At 63.2% G+C, this 12,897-nt stretch carries 15 protein-coding genes; 10 read left to right on the top strand and 5 right to left on the bottom strand.

Going from position 1 to position 12,897, the window contains the following annotated elements; translation table 11 throughout:
- The coding region (gene zwf, locus ABI213_RS22250) for a glucose-6-phosphate dehydrogenase (protein ID WP_348028704.1) at positions 1 to 1,360 on the top strand (1,360 nt) is incomplete at its 5' end.
- Between the two features lie 3 nt (positions 1,361 to 1,363).
- Positions 1,364 to 2,212 (top strand): SIS domain-containing protein, encoded by an 849-nt coding sequence (locus ABI213_RS22245; protein ID WP_348007955.1) that lies wholly within the window; start codon positions 1,364 to 1,366, stop codon positions 2,210 to 2,212.
- 56 nt (positions 2,213 to 2,268) lie between these two features.
- On the opposite strand, the gene ABI213_RS22240 is transcribed toward ABI213_RS22245, so the two are convergent.
- Complete coding sequence (locus ABI213_RS22240; protein ID WP_348007954.1) at positions 2,269 to 3,273, bottom strand: NAD-dependent epimerase/dehydratase family protein; 1,005 nt, start codon at positions 3,271 to 3,273, stop codon at positions 2,269 to 2,271.
- Between the two features lie 94 nt (positions 3,274 to 3,367).
- Here ABI213_RS22240 and ABI213_RS22235 point away from each other — a divergent pair, with 94 nt between their 5' ends.
- On the top strand, positions 3,368 to 4,282 hold the full coding sequence (locus ABI213_RS22235) for a LysR family transcriptional regulator (RefSeq protein ID WP_348007953.1): 915 nt from the start codon (positions 3,368 to 3,370) through the stop codon (positions 4,280 to 4,282).
- An 87-nt stretch (positions 4,283 to 4,369) separates the two neighbouring features.
- Positions 4,370 to 4,747: a 4-carboxymuconolactone decarboxylase gene (pcaC, locus tag ABI213_RS22230; RefSeq protein WP_348007952.1), complete on the top strand. Its 378-nt coding sequence runs from the start codon at positions 4,370 to 4,372 to the stop codon at positions 4,745 to 4,747.
- Here the strand turns inward: pcaC and ABI213_RS22225 are convergent.
- Both ABI213_RS22225 and ABI213_RS22220 read right to left on the bottom strand, forming a co-directional pair.
- Complete coding sequence (locus tag ABI213_RS22225; protein WP_348007951.1) at positions 4,728 to 6,380, bottom strand: EAL domain-containing protein; 1,653 nt, start codon at positions 6,378 to 6,380, stop codon at positions 4,728 to 4,730. The genes pcaC and ABI213_RS22225 overlap by 20 nt on opposite strands.
- A gap of 180 nt (positions 6,381 to 6,560) precedes the next feature.
- Positions 6,561 to 7,154, bottom strand: coding sequence for an XRE family transcriptional regulator (locus ABI213_RS22220; protein ID WP_348007950.1), 594 nt, complete (start codon positions 7,152 to 7,154; stop codon positions 6,561 to 6,563).
- Between the two features lie 86 nt (positions 7,155 to 7,240).
- On the opposite strand from ABI213_RS22220, the gene kbl reads away from it, so the two are divergent.
- Together kbl and ABI213_RS22210 are read left to right on the top strand one after the other, a co-directional pair.
- A complete protein-coding gene (gene kbl / locus ABI213_RS22215; RefSeq protein ID WP_348007949.1) occupies positions 7,241 to 8,458 on the top strand; it encodes a glycine C-acetyltransferase in 1,218 nt (405 codons plus the stop codon).
- Entirely contained in the window at positions 8,455 to 9,396 is a 942-nt protein-coding gene (locus ABI213_RS22210; RefSeq protein WP_348028702.1) for an NAD-dependent epimerase/dehydratase family protein, read from the top strand. Before kbl ends, ABI213_RS22210 begins: the two co-directional genes overlap by 4 nt.
- Before the next feature lie 139 nt (positions 9,397 to 9,535).
- On the opposite strand, the gene ABI213_RS22205 is transcribed toward ABI213_RS22210, so the two are convergent.
- Positions 9,536 to 9,904: a phosphomannose isomerase type II C-terminal cupin domain gene (locus tag ABI213_RS22205; protein ID WP_348007947.1), complete on the bottom strand. Its 369-nt coding sequence runs from the start codon at positions 9,902 to 9,904 to the stop codon at positions 9,536 to 9,538.
- A gap of 292 nt (positions 9,905 to 10,196) precedes the next feature.
- Here ABI213_RS22205 and ABI213_RS22200 point away from each other — a divergent pair, with 292 nt between their 5' ends.
- From ABI213_RS22200 to ABI213_RS22190, 3 genes are all read left to right on the top strand, one after another.
- Complete coding sequence (locus ABI213_RS22200) at positions 10,197 to 10,559, top strand: BON domain-containing protein (RefSeq protein WP_348007946.1); 363 nt, start codon at positions 10,197 to 10,199, stop codon at positions 10,557 to 10,559.
- A 69-nt stretch (positions 10,560 to 10,628) separates the two neighbouring features.
- Positions 10,629 to 10,940, top strand: coding sequence for a BON domain-containing protein (locus tag ABI213_RS22195; protein WP_348007945.1), 312 nt, complete (start codon positions 10,629 to 10,631; stop codon positions 10,938 to 10,940).
- A gap of 238 nt (positions 10,941 to 11,178) precedes the next feature.
- The gene (locus ABI213_RS22190; protein ID WP_348007944.1) at positions 11,179 to 11,520 is read left to right on the top strand and encodes a BON domain-containing protein; all 342 of its coding nucleotides are present in this window, start codon (positions 11,179 to 11,181) and stop codon (positions 11,518 to 11,520) included.
- A gap of 74 nt (positions 11,521 to 11,594) precedes the next feature.
- On the opposite strand, the gene ABI213_RS22185 is transcribed toward ABI213_RS22190, so the two are convergent.
- Complete coding sequence (locus tag ABI213_RS22185) at positions 11,595 to 12,326, bottom strand: response regulator (protein WP_348007943.1); 732 nt, start codon at positions 12,324 to 12,326, stop codon at positions 11,595 to 11,597.
- Positions 12,327 to 12,415: 89 nt separating this feature from the next.
- Here ABI213_RS22185 and ABI213_RS22180 point away from each other — a divergent pair.
- The coding region (locus tag ABI213_RS22180) for a PDC sensor domain-containing protein (RefSeq protein ID WP_348028700.1) at positions 12,416 to 12,897 on the top strand (482 nt) is incomplete at its 3' end.

Here is a 12,897-nt window from a genome sequence, read left to right as displayed (position 1 = left end):
GGGTGGCCGCATCATTGGTGTGGGCCGCGACGACCTCAGCCACGAACAGTACCGTGAGCAAATCCAGTCGCGCTTCAACAGCGTCGAAGAATCCAAGCGCCCCAACGCCGAAGAATTTGCGCGCTTTGCCGCCCTGCTGGAATTCCAGCGCATGGACCTGTCCAAGCACGATGACTACGCCGCGCTGAAATCCATTCTGGAAGCCCGCAACGCCGGTTCCATCGTGATGTACGTGGCCACCGCACCCGCCCTGTTCACCACCGTCTGCGAACAGTTGGCGCAGGCCGGCCTAAACACCGACCACACCCGCATCGTGCTGGAAAAGCCGCTGGGCCACGACCTGGCCTCCAACCGCGCCATCAACGAGACCGTGCGCCGCTGTTTCAAGGAAAACCAGGTTTTCCGCATCGACCATTACCTGGGCAAGCCCTCGGTGCAAAACCTGTTTGCGTTGCGCTTTGGCAACGCCTTGTTCGAGCCGCTGTGGAAGCGCGAACACATCGCCAACATCCAGATCACCATCGCCGAAGACCTGGGCGTGGAAAAGCGCGGTGCCTTCTACGAAAACACCGGTGCGCTGCGCGACATGGTGCAAAACCACGCGCTGCAACTGCTCTGCGCCATCGGCATGGAGCCGCCCATCAACGCCCACGCCGATGCCATCCGTGACGAAAAGCTCAAGGTATTGCGCAGCCTCAAGCCTTGGACGGCCGAAACCCTGTCGCAGCACGTGATCCGCGGCCAGTACAGCGCGGGCAAGTCCAGCGGCGTGGCTGTGCCCGGTTACCGCGAAGAACTGGGCGTGAGCCCCGACAGCCAGACCGAAACCTTCGTCGCGCTGCGCACCGAAATCGCCAACTGGCGCTGGGCCGGTGTGCCCTTCTACATCCGTACCGGCAAGCGCCTGGCCGGACGCGATGCGCACATCGTGGTCAACTTCCACCAAACCCCGCACCCGATCTTCAACGCCCCGGTGGGCGCGGCGAACCGCCTGGTCATCAACCTGCAACCCAAGGACGGACTGGAGCTGCACCTGCTGGCGCAAGCCCAGGGCAACCGCAGCCGTTCGGCCAGCCAGTCGCTGGCCCCGGTGCAGCTTGATCTGGACTTTGACAAACGCTTCGGTTCTGAACGTGTGGGTGCTTACGAGCGCCTGCTGCTCGACGTGCTGGACGGCCGCCTGAACCTGTTTGTGCGCAGCGACGAGCAAGAAGAAGCCTGGCGCTGGGTCGAGCCCATCATCGAACATTGGAAGAACGATGCCGCCGGTCCCCGCCCCTACGGCGCAGGTACCTGGGGACCCAGTGCTGCCAGCGCCATGATTGCCCGTGACGGTTACTGCTGGAGCGAAGAGTCCTAATCCATGCTCGATCGCATCAAAGCTTCCCTCTCGTCGCTGGCGCCGGCGGAGCAACGGGTGGGCAAGCTGGTGCTGGCCGACCCGCGCGCCTTTGCCAACCTGCCGGTCAGCGAGCTCAGTGACCGGGCCCACGTCAGCAAACCCACCGTGGTGCGGTTTTGCCGCAGCATGGGCTACGACGGGCTGAGCGACTTCAAGCTCAAGCTGGCGGGCAGCGTCAGCGAGGGCGTGCCCTTCATCCACCGCAGCGTGGACCTGGACGACAAAACCAGCGACGTGATGGTCAAGGTGATCGACAACACCGTCGCCGCCTTCCTCAAATACCGCAACGAAGCCAGCACCACGGCGCTGGAAAAAGCCGCCGAAATTCTGGCCGAAACCTACAAAACCGGCAAACGCATCGAGTTCTACGGCGCGGGCAATTCCGGCATCGTGGCGCAAGACGCACAGCACAAGTTCTTCCGCCTGGGCGTGCACGCCATTGCCTACAGCGACGGCCACATGCAAGTGATGGGCGCGTCCATGCTGGGCCCGGGCGACTGCGTGGTGGTGATCTCCAACTCGGGGCGCACCCGCGACCTGATGGACGCCTGCGATATCGCCCGTAAAAACGGTGCCACCACCATCGTCATCACCACCAGCGGCTCGCCCCTGGCCGCTGCCGGGCATGTGCACCTCGCTGCCAACCACCCCGAAGGTTACGAGCGCTACAGCCCCATGGTGTCGCGCCTGCTGCACCTGATGATCATCGACATCCTGGCCACCTGCGTGGCCCTGCGCATCGGTGGCACCACCTTGCAGCCGAAGTTGCAAGAGATCAAAAACAACCTGCGCAGCAAACGCTACACTTGATTTTCAGCATCAAATCGGGCTCTAGCGCATATTCCACCTGCGCGAGTAGCTACTTATTAGATAGCAAATCTCGGTATCGGTAAACCGGTCCTTTCAGGCAAGCAGCCCAGGCCCACCAGCGTCGCATCCACCGCCGCATCCAGCGGCGTGTGCGGCTCGGCCCCCAGCAGCTCCGTGAGCCGGGCGTTGTCTATCCGTACCGGCATCTGCCACAGGTAGCGCATTTCACGCATCTCGCGCAGCGTGGCGACGAAGGGCGAAGCCAGGGCCGTCAACCACCACGGGAAACCGGCAGTGCGCGGCGGGGTACCGGTGTGCCGGGCCACGACACGGCCAATCGCCTGCGCCATCTGCGTGCCGTCTGCATCCCAGTGGCCAGCCATGTGGAAGCTGGCAAATGCCTCCAGGCTATTGCGGCGCGCCAGCAAGGCCAGCACCGTGCGCGCCACGTCTGGCAGGTACGCCCACTGGTGGCCTACGCCCGCGCGGCCAGGATTGCGCACGGTGCGCACCGGCTGGCCGGGCTGCACCAGACATTGCGAAAACCAGTTCTGCGCGGCCTGCGGGCCGAAGAAGTCACCCGCCCGCACGATCAACACCCGTGCGCCCTGCTGGGTGGCCGCTTGCAGCCGCTGCTCCATGGCCACGCGGATCGCGCCCTTGCGGGTCTCGGGATGCTGGGGCGAGGTTTCGGTCAGCCGTGGAAATGCGTCCGGCCCGTAGTTGTAGACCGTGCCCGGCAGCACGATGGTGGCACCCTGGGCACAGGCAGCGGCGATGGTGTTGTCCAGCATGGGCAGTACCAGTTCGGCCCAGCGGCGGTAGCCGGGCGGGTTGACCGCGTGCACGATGACCGCGCAGCCCTGGGCGGCGGCCAGCACGTCGGGCCGGTGCATGGCATCGCCGCGCAGCCAGGTGATGCCGTCTTTCACTTCCTCCGCCTGGGGTGCTGCGCGCCAAAGGGCCCGCACGGCCCATCCGGCATCGCGCAGTTGGCGGGCAATTTCCCCGCCAATACCGCCGGTGGCACCCAGGACCAAAACTGTGTTGTGGGCCGACATACGATTCTCCAAAAAGTGGTTGATGGGAGAATTCTGGCGGGGCAGCTATACAAATGGAATTGCCGAAGATATGCCATCGGCTATACATTTATGCATGGCATCACCCATAGCATCACCAATTGGCTGGGAGCTCTACCGCTCCTTTTTAGGCGTTTTGAAAGAAGGCTCGCTGTCTGGCGCAGCCCGTGCATTGGGCGTGGCGCAGCCCACGGTAGGGCGGCATGTCGCCGCGCTGGAAAAGTCCTTGCAGTTGGCGCTGTTCACCCGCTCTCCCACTGGGCTGTTGCCCACCGAGGCGGCGCTGGCGCTACAGGCTTATGCCGAGGCCATGGACAGCACTGCTGCCGCCCTGGAGCGCACGGCCGCCAGCCAGGGTGCAGGCGTGCGCGGCACGGTGCGCATTTCGGCCAGCGAGATGGTGGGCGTGGAAGTGCTGCCGCCGGTGATCGCCCGCCTGCGCGAAGCACATCCCGGGCTGAAGATCGAACTGGTGCTGACCAACCGCGTACAAGACCTGCTGCACCGCGAGGCCGACATCGCCGTGCGCATGGTGCGCCCGCAGCAAGCACTGCTGGTGGCCCGGCGCATTGGCAGCATCGAACTGGGCCTGTACGCGCATCGCCAGTACCTGGAGCGCCACGGCACGCCGCAGACACCGGCCGACCTGGCGCAGCACGCGCTGATCGGCTTTGACCAGGAAACCCCGTTTACCCGCAGCGCAGGCAAGACCTTGCAACACCAGCTGAACCGCAACAGCTTTACGCTGCGCAGCGACAGCGACCTGGCCCAGTGGGCGCTGCTGCAGGCGGGCGCGGGCATCACCCTATGCCAAGTGCCGCTGGCCCAGCGCAACCCGGATCTGGTGCGCCTGCTGCCCGAGCACTTCAACCTGCCGCTGGAGACCTGGATCACCATGCACGAAGACCTGCGCCACAGCCTGCGCTGCCGCGTAGCCTTTGATGCGTTGGTAGACGGGCTACTGCAACATATTGGTCAAATCGGCCCCTAGCGCATATTCCACCTGCGCTGGCAGCTACTCTTATCATAGCAAAACGGGTGGCCGCTACACTGCCCCTTTTTTGACCGGAGCATCGCCATGAACCAAGCACTATTCGACAAAGGCCTGCAAACCCGCCGCGAGGTGCTGGGAGCCGAGTACGTGGATGCGGCCATCCAGAATGCCGACGGCTTTACCCGCGACATCCAGGAGCTGGTAACCCAGTACGCCTGGGGGGACGTGTGGAACCGGCCCGGCCTGGACCGCAAAACCCGCAGCCTGCTGAACCTGGCCATGCTGACCGCCCTGAACCGCCCGCACGAACTCAAGCTGCACCTGCGCGGCGCGCTGACCAACGGCGTGAGCAAGGACGAGATCAAAGAAGTGTTTTTGCAGACCGCCATCTACTGCGGCGCACCGGCGGCCATCGACAGCTTCCGCACCGCCAAAGAGGTGTTTAAAGAGCTGGGGGTTTAGCCGCTTCAGCCGCTTCGGTAGCCTCATCGCAGGCCCGCAGGTAGGCCAAAAAGGCCTCCAACGGCATTGGCTTGGCGAAGTAGTAGCCCTGGCCAAAAGGCACGCCCATGGCACGCAACTGGTCGACCTGGGCGGCGTTTTCAATGCCTTCGGCCACCACCTCGCTGTGGACAGCCTTGGCGATGGCGATGATTTCCGGGATCAGGCTGGAGCGCAGGCTGGCGTCCTCCATCTCGAACACAAAGGATTTGTCGATCTTCAAAAAGTCGGGGGCCACCCGTTTGACCATGCCCAGGTTGGAGTAGCCGGTACCAAAGTCGTCGATGGAGATGTAGTAGCCATCGGCCTTGAGGCGCTGCAGCTCGGGCACGATCTCGGGCGAGAAGTTGTATTCGGTCACTTCCAGCTCGACATGCAGGTCCGTACGGCCCAGCGCTAGCAAGCTGGCGCGCAGGTGCGGTTCGATGGCATCGCGCTGCAGATTTTGCGGAAAGAAGTTCAGCGCCACCTTGAAGGGCACATCGCGCGCAGGCAAGGCCGCGCCCAACTCCTGCAGTGCCCGCGTGCTGACGGCCGCGTCGAAAGCCCAGGTGCGGTTGTCGGCAATCAAGGCCGGAATGAAGTGGTCTGGATAAACCAGTTGGCCCGCATCATCCAGCCGGGCCAGCACCTCACAGCCGATGGTTCGGCCGCTGGCCAGGTCCATGATGGGCTGGTAGTGGCACACCACATTGGCGGGCTGGCACAGAAAGCGGATGCGGTAGGCCATGGACTGGAAATGCTGGCAACGCAGCGTCACCGCGTTCTGCACCAGCAGCCCCAGCAGCAGACACACCAGGGCGGCCCCGAACAGCACCTCGGCTTGGTTTTGGTACAGGTCTTGTGGCAGCAGCACCGACTGCACGGAGATCGGGCTGACGCCCGGTAGCGTATTGGTCACCAGCAAAGCGATATGGCCCGCCCCTAGATGCAGATGGGGGGTTTGCGGGGTGACCAGGGGGTCTAGCCACGCACTCCGGGCGCTTTGGTACACCCGGGTGCGCTGGTTGGCACGACCGGCCCAGACGGCATCGGCATAGCGGATGCGGGTGTCCTGGGTGGAGTTGGGCTGCATCACCACCTGGAAGCGCCCCCGCTCCACCACGGCTGCCTGCACCGTGCCCTGCGACAAGGGCAAGGGAGCGTGGAGGTAGTAATGGCCAATTGAGCCCTCGATACCGCCTTCGTTTGCCACGCTGGGGCTGGCCAGCAGGCCAATATTGGTGGTGCAAAACAACTGGCGTTGCGGGTTCAGCAGGCCAATGTCACGCGCATAACGGTAGGTGAACATCAGACTGCGCAGCCGGTTCAGGTTGTCGGGCGTGCACACCGGGGCGTAGGAGGCATTCAGCTCGTCCAGCAGCTTGCGAAGGTCGGTCTGCAGATCCTGCATGCTGGCAATCACTTGGGCATGGCCGCTGTCGATGGCTTGCAGCCGGACCTGCAGGGCCACCAGCACTACGCTCAACGCCATGGCCAGGCCCACCACGTAGCCACTGACTATGCCCACGGCGCGCGGGTAACGGCCCAGGAAGCGGCTCAACCCCATCAGGTCGGTAACCGCAGGAGGAGCCGCGGCGTTTACGCCACGCATACCCGACAGCAGCCCGCGCTTTGACGGCCTGGGAAATCTAGCCTGCACCACGACCCCTGCATGTGTTTTCCCCTCAAAGCGCGAACTCTCAAAAGCATGCCCCTGGTGCGAAGGAATTACAGCGTAAATACCGTTGCAATTTGTTTCAATGTGCCTGCGGCGCAAAGTTTAACTGCGTTCTTACCCCGCGTGTACCACCACCAGCCAGGCAGTAGCCTCTACCGTGCCGGGGTTGCGGATGGCGTGTGGCCGGTCGGCAGCGTAGCGGGCGGTTTCGCCGGGGAGCAGGTGTTGCTGCGCATCGCCCGACACCAGGTCTAGCGCGCCGGTCAACAAGGTGAGGTGTTCGCGCGTTCCGGCTTCGTGCGGCTGCGACTCCAGCGCGCCTCCGGGCTGGATGGCCAGCGCATACCACTCGAACTGGCCCGCCAGGTCAATGGGGCCCAGAATGCGCAGCTCGCAGGCACCGTCCGGGTGGCGCAGCGACGGTGTGGCGTGGGCGGGCACTACGGTGATGGCGGGCTCGGTAGGTGGTGGCGCAGAGGCCAGCAGGTCGCCCAGCGGCACACCCAAGGCATTGGCCAACCGCCAGACCACGGCCACCGTAGGGTTGGCCTGGGCCCGCTCGATCTGCGACAGCATGGATTTGGACACCCCGGCCTTGCGCGACAAGGCATCTAGCGACAAGGCCTGCGCCTGGCGCAGCGCCGCCAGCGTGTCGCCCACGCGGGGCGGCTCGGTACTGGCCAGAGGGACTTTGGGGGAGCGTGGCATTGTTTTATCCAATATATTGATTTATTGTTCGATATACAGCACAATTTCGTTTTACTGTAAACGCATTGTGCATGAGGACATCCGCCATGGCGACCACCCAAGCTTTCTACACCTACCTCCAAACCGAGCTGCAAGGCATCCGCGACGCAGGCCTGTACAAGGCCGAGCGGGTGATCTCCACCGCCCAGGGGCCGCGCATCCAGACCGTGGCGGCCGACGGCAGCACCCGCGAGGTGCTGAACCTGTGCGCCAACAACTATCTAGGCCTGTCCAGCCACCCCGCCGTTGTGGCGGCAGCGGCGGATGCGCTCACCACCCACGGCTACGGCCTGAGCTCCGTGCGCTTCATCTGTGGCACGCAAGATATCCATAAAACGTTGGAGGCGCGCCTGTCGAAGTTCTTGGGCACCGAGGACACCATCCTCTACGCCGCCGCTTTCGATGCCAACGGCGGCCTGTTCGAGCCCCTGCTGGGCGAGGACGATGCCATCATCAGCGACGCACTGAACCACGCCAGCATCATCGACGGCATCCGCCTGTGCAAGGCCAAACGCTACCGCTACGCCCACAACGACATGGCCGACCTGGAACGGCAGCTACAGCAGGCCCAAGCCGACGGTGCACGCCACACCCTGGTGTTTACCGACGGCGTGTTCTCCATGGACGGCACCATCGCCCAGCTGGACGTGATGCGCACACTGTGCGACCAGTACGGAGCACTGCTGGGCGTGGACGAATGCCATGCCAGTGGCTTCATGGGGGCCACCGGGCGCGGCACGCACGAGCACCGGGGGGTGTTTGGCAAGGTAGACATCATTACCGGCACGCTGGGCAAGGCGTTGGGCGGTGCGTCGGGCGGCTTTACCAGTGCGCGGCGTGAAGTGGTGGAGCTGCTGCGCCAACGCTCGCGGCCCTATCTTTTCTCCAACACCGTGGCCCCCAGCATCGTCGGGGCGTCGATTGCCGTGCTGGATTTGCTGGAGGGCTCCACCGCCCTGCGCGACACCCTGGCCGACAACACCGCCTACTTCCGCAGCGCCCTGGTGCAGGCCGGGTTCGACATCCAACCGGGCGAACACCCCATCGTGCCCATCATGGTGTATGACGCGGTGGTGGCGCAAAAGCTGGCGGCGCGGATGCTGGAGCTGGGGGTTTATGTAGTGGGCTTCTTCTTTCCGGTGGTGCCCAAGGGCCAGGCGCGCATCCGCGTGCAGATGAGCGCGGCGCACAACCGTGCCGATCTGGAACGGGCCGTGGCCGCCTTTACCCAGGCCGGGCGCGAACTGGGGCTGGTGGCCGCATGAACACCCGCATTTTGATCGTCGGTGCCAACGGCCAGATCGGCACCGAACTGACCCATGCCCTGGTCCAGCGCCATGGCGCGGATGCTGTCATCACCAGCGACATGGTGCCCAAAGGCCGCGTCCAAGGCCTGCGCCATGAAATGCTGGATGCCACCGAAACATCCGCGTTGACCGAGGTGGTCGAGCGCCACCACGTCACGCAAATCTACCTGCTGGCGGCGGCCCTGTCGGCGCGGGGTGAGCAGCACCCCAAATGGGCCTGGGACCTGAACATGAAAAGCCTGTTGAACGTGCTGGAGCTGGCCCGCACGCATGCGCTAGACAAGGTGTTCTGGCCGAGTTCCATCGCCGCCTTTGGCCCCAGTACCCCGCGCGACCAGACCCCGCAGCACACCGTAATGGACCCCAGCACGGTCTACGGCATTTCCAAACTGGCGGGCGAAGGCTGGTGCAACTGGTACTGGCGCAACCACGGCGTGGACGTGCGCAGCCTGCGCTACCCCGGCCTGGTGAGCTGGAAGACCGCGCCCGGCGGCGGCACCACCGACTACGCGATCGAAATCTTCCATGCAGCGCTCAAAGTGGGCCGCTACACCAGCTTTTTGGCGGGCGACACCGCCCTGCCGATGATGTACATGCCCGATGCCATCCGCGCCACGCTGGAGCTGATGGAAGCCCCGCGTGACAGTGTGCGGGAACGCGGCGCGTACAACCTGGGCGGTATCAGCTTCACCCCGGACCAGATCGCCGCAGCGATTGCGCGCTATGTGCCAGGTTTCAGCCTGGAATGCGTGCCAGATTTTCGGCAGGCCATTGCCAACAGCTGGCCCCGGTCGATTGACGACACGGCAGCCCAGAAAGACTGGGGTTGGAAGGCGGAATACGACCTGGACGCGATGGTCCAGGACATGCTGAAGAATTTACGACCTTTGGTGTGAGGCTCACTCGCGGCACGACAGCCGGAATCCCCGATTTGCCGTGGGATACCGTGGAACCGGCTCCGCCGGGCCACTGGTATCGCCCCCTGCAAGGGGGTTGGCGAAAGCGACACGCAGTGCGCGAAGTCTGGGGGTGCGCCTATTCCCGCCCGTAATCGTCCTGCAGGCGGACGATGTCGTCTTCGCCCAAGTAGTTGCCAAACTGCACTTCCACGATTTCCACCGGCTCGGTGGTCTTGTTGGCCAGGCGGTGCACTTCGCCGATGGCGATGTCGACGTGCTGGCCCTGGGTGTACTCCACTACCTTGTCACCGACCGTAATGATGGCGGTGCCGACCACCACCACCCAGTGCTCGGCGCGCTGGTGGTGCTTTTGCAGGCTGAGCTGCTGGCCAGGGTGCACGCCGATGCGCTTGATCTTGTGGCCAGGGGCTTCGAACATGTTCTCGTACCAGCCCCAGGGGCGTTCGGTACGTTCAATGGCGACGGTGCGGGTGGAGGTTTGCATGGTGCGAAGGTTCCTATAAGCAAAAAAACCGGGCTGTCCAGTCATGATAACCCGTGAAGTTACCGTAAAGTGTTCTGCTGTTTTTTAGACAAAAATAGCCACTAGTGCACGTCCTATCTGCGCAGGCAGCTCTATTTTTGATAGTAGGACTAAGGTGCACGCCACTACAAGGGTTAACCCGTGGATTGCAATTGCAACACGGCATTGCCCGTTCGTCACAGACATCGACGCTGCGGGCGAGAAGATCAGCGCATCGCACCACAGTGGCTGCGAACCTTCCAAGGAACCCACCATGACCGTCTCTTTCAAACGTATCGCCACCAGTACCCTGATCGCACTGGCGGCTGGCCCTTTTTTCGTCGCCTCCAGCATGGCTGGAACCGAGGCGGTGGTGGTTGCCAGCGCCGCCAGCACCAGTGCCAGCGCCAATGGCGATAAGGCTTTGGCTTCTGCTGTGGCCAATGCCATCAGCCAGTCGATGGGCAGCCAGGTCAAAAACGTCAAGGTCTCCAGCAACGACGGCACCGTCACCCTCAGCGGTTGGATCACCGGCCCTGACCAGGAATCCCAGGCTCGCCATATCGCAGCCAATGTGCCCGGAGCCAGCAAGGTCTACAGCCGCCTGCGCACCTGGTCGAGCGAAACCTACAACTGATTGCCGACGATCTGCTTGCCCTGGGTCAGCAGATTGCCTAAGCTGAGCCACGTACAACAAGGAACCAGCATGCACCGCACATTGACCCGCTTCGCCGCCAGCACCGTGTTGGCGATAGCCGCCGGCCCCTTGATGGTGGCTTCCAGCATGGCCTCTACCAGCGACGAGGCTTTGCAGAGTTCGGCCCAAGAGGCCATCCACCAGTCGCTGGGCTACCGGGCCAAAAACATCACCGTCACTGCTGAAAACGGCACCTTGATCTTGCACGGCTGGGTGTATGGTGCACGCCAGGTGTCTCAGGCCCGCACCGTCGCCAGCGCCGTGCCCGGTGCGGCCGACGTGTACAGCCACCTGCGCATCTGGTCTACGTTTGCCGATTAAACCAGCGGCTGGCGTACCGGCCCTTGCCGTGTCGATGGACGCGGCAAGGGCTTTTTTTGAGGGCTGCGGGAATGGGCGCGTTAGCGCTGTTTGAATAAAGCGAATCCACTTAATAACCCTACTTCCCAAAGACTTAGTTAAGCTACCATGAAGAGCGTGTAAATTTTTATACCGCGTAGGTGCACAAAAACAGTGGCCTATTTCTTTATCCACCCGTAAGACAAGAAAGAGACACAACATGGCTATCCAATTGAACCGCCTCGCCGCTAATATTTTGCTCGCCTTGGTTGCAGGCGCCGCTATGGTGGGCCCCAGCATGGCGGCCACCGAAAAGCCCGCCATGGCCGCGACACCCGCAGACAAAGAACTGAATTCCGCCGTGATGGATGCATTGAAAGCATCGCTGAACGACGACGCTGCCAAACTCAAGGTGTCCTCCAAGAAGGGTGTTGTCACCCTCAGCGGCTGGGTCAACAACGCAGAACTCTCCACCCAGGCCCGTGAAGTCGCCGCCAAGGTGCCCGGCGCGAAAAAGGTTTTCAGCAAAGTGCGTATCTGGTCTACCGACGTGACCAAGTAACAGCAACGGTTTTCTAGAAAAAAGCGGCTGGAGCTTGGGGCTCCAGCCGCTTTTTTTATGGACGTACTGCCGGGTTAATACAAGGTTTCTACCTCGCTGGCCAGCAGGTAGCCCGCGCCGCGTTCGGTGACGATCAGCATCGGGTTGGCCGAATCCACCTCAACCTTGAGGCGCAAACGGCGAATCTGCACGTCGATGGTGCGGTCGTAGACCTCGGCCTCGTGCAGACGCGACATCGACAGCAACTGGTCGCGCGACAGCACCCGCTGCGGGGCCCGGCACATGGCCCCCAACAGGCTGAACTCGCCGTTCGACAGCTCTACCGAAACGCCAGCAGGCGACACCAGGCGCCGGGTGCGCAAATTCAGCTCCCAGCCCGAGAAACGAAACGCCCGGCGGCTGTTGTCGCGCTCGGGCAACGTAGCCTGCACCTGGTAACGGCGCAGCACGGCGCGCACCCGGGCCAGCAGCTCGCGCGGACTGAAGGGCTTGGTGACGTAGTCGTCGGCGCCCAGCTCCAGGCCCATCACCCGGTCGGCCTCTTCGTTGCGACCGGTCAAGAAGATGATGGGTACGCTGGCGCGTTCGCGCAGAGCGCGGGCCAATTGCATGCCGTCTTCGCCGGGCAACTTCAGGTCGAGCAGCACCAGGTCGATAGCCTCGCGGTCTATCAGCTCAAACATCTCGCGGCCCGAGGCGGCGGCGCTGACGCGCAGATCGTTGTCACCCAGGTATTCGACCACCAGCTCTCGGATACTCGGGTCGTCGTCGATTACTAAAATGTGCGGGGCAGTGGGGGTGGTCATCGGGTGCAAGCAGGTGAAATAGGTAACTTCGTGTTTCAATAAGTATCAACGATGGCCGCATGCTGCCACAACCGAGGGATTCCCTGACTATGCAATGGATCTGGCAAAGACTGCGGGCCAGCGTGCCCCGCTTGTGGATGGTGGCCATCAGCCTGGGCGTGGCGCTGGTGATGGTGGCCGTTGTCGCCCTCACGCATCTGCGCGGCGAAGCTATCAACAGCCAGTCGCGCGAACTCAGCATGCTGTCGCTGGCCCTGACCGACGAAATCCACCGCGAGCTGCGTGGCATGAACGCTGGTCTGCACGCCATGCAGGTGGAGCTGAACGAAGGTAGCCTGCCCACGGTGGGCACTGCCGCTACTCGGGCCCTGCAAACACGCACCGAGTTGATGTCCATGGTGGACACCTTGACGCTAGTGGACCGCAACGGCCAGGTGATGGCATCGTCCAACCCCACCCCCATGCCCAACCAGACCACCTTCGCGCCAGGGCTGAACCAGCTGGAGACCGAAGCCGTGGCCGTGAGCCGCCCCTTCACCGACCCGCGCACCCAAACCCCGTTGGTCACCCT

This window comes from Rhodoferax sp. (assembly GCF_039922535.1).
GTDB lineage: Bacteria > Pseudomonadota > Gammaproteobacteria > Burkholderiales > Burkholderiaceae_C > Rhodoferax_B.
Note: the sequence above shows the minus strand (reverse complement) of the source record. Positions and strands in the feature narration are given on the sequence as shown.

Excerpts from the sequence above, each read along its gene's own strand:
- ABI213_RS22245 (WP_348007955.1), top strand. The coding sequence starts at position 1,364 with ATGCTCGATCGCATCAAAGCTTCCCTCTCGTCGCTGGCGCCGGCGGAG.
- ABI213_RS22240 (WP_348007954.1), bottom strand. The coding sequence starts at position 3,273 with ATGTCGGCCCACAACACAGTTTTGGTCCTGGGTGCCACCGGCGGTATT.
- ABI213_RS22235 (WP_348007953.1), top strand. The coding sequence starts at position 3,368 with ATGGCATCACCCATAGCATCACCAATTGGCTGGGAGCTCTACCGCTCC.
- pcaC (WP_348007952.1), top strand. The coding sequence starts at position 4,370 with ATGAACCAAGCACTATTCGACAAAGGCCTGCAAACCCGCCGCGAGGTG.
- ABI213_RS22225 (WP_348007951.1), bottom strand. The coding sequence starts at position 6,380 with ATGCGTGGCGTAAACGCCGCGGCTCCTCCTGCGGTTACCGACCTGATG.
- ABI213_RS22220 (WP_348007950.1), bottom strand. The coding sequence starts at position 7,154 with ATGCCACGCTCCCCCAAAGTCCCTCTGGCCAGTACCGAGCCGCCCCGC.
- kbl (WP_348007949.1), top strand. The coding sequence starts at position 7,241 with ATGGCGACCACCCAAGCTTTCTACACCTACCTCCAAACCGAGCTGCAA.
- ABI213_RS22210 (WP_348028702.1), top strand. The coding sequence starts at position 8,455 with ATGAACACCCGCATTTTGATCGTCGGTGCCAACGGCCAGATCGGCACC.
- ABI213_RS22205 (WP_348007947.1), bottom strand. The coding sequence starts at position 9,904 with ATGCAAACCTCCACCCGCACCGTCGCCATTGAACGTACCGAACGCCCC.
- ABI213_RS22200 (WP_348007946.1), top strand. The coding sequence starts at position 10,197 with ATGACCGTCTCTTTCAAACGTATCGCCACCAGTACCCTGATCGCACTG.
- ABI213_RS22195 (WP_348007945.1), top strand. The coding sequence starts at position 10,629 with ATGCACCGCACATTGACCCGCTTCGCCGCCAGCACCGTGTTGGCGATA.
- ABI213_RS22190 (WP_348007944.1), top strand. The coding sequence starts at position 11,179 with ATGGCTATCCAATTGAACCGCCTCGCCGCTAATATTTTGCTCGCCTTG.
- ABI213_RS22185 (WP_348007943.1), bottom strand. The coding sequence starts at position 12,326 with ATGACCACCCCCACTGCCCCGCACATTTTAGTAATCGACGACGACCCG.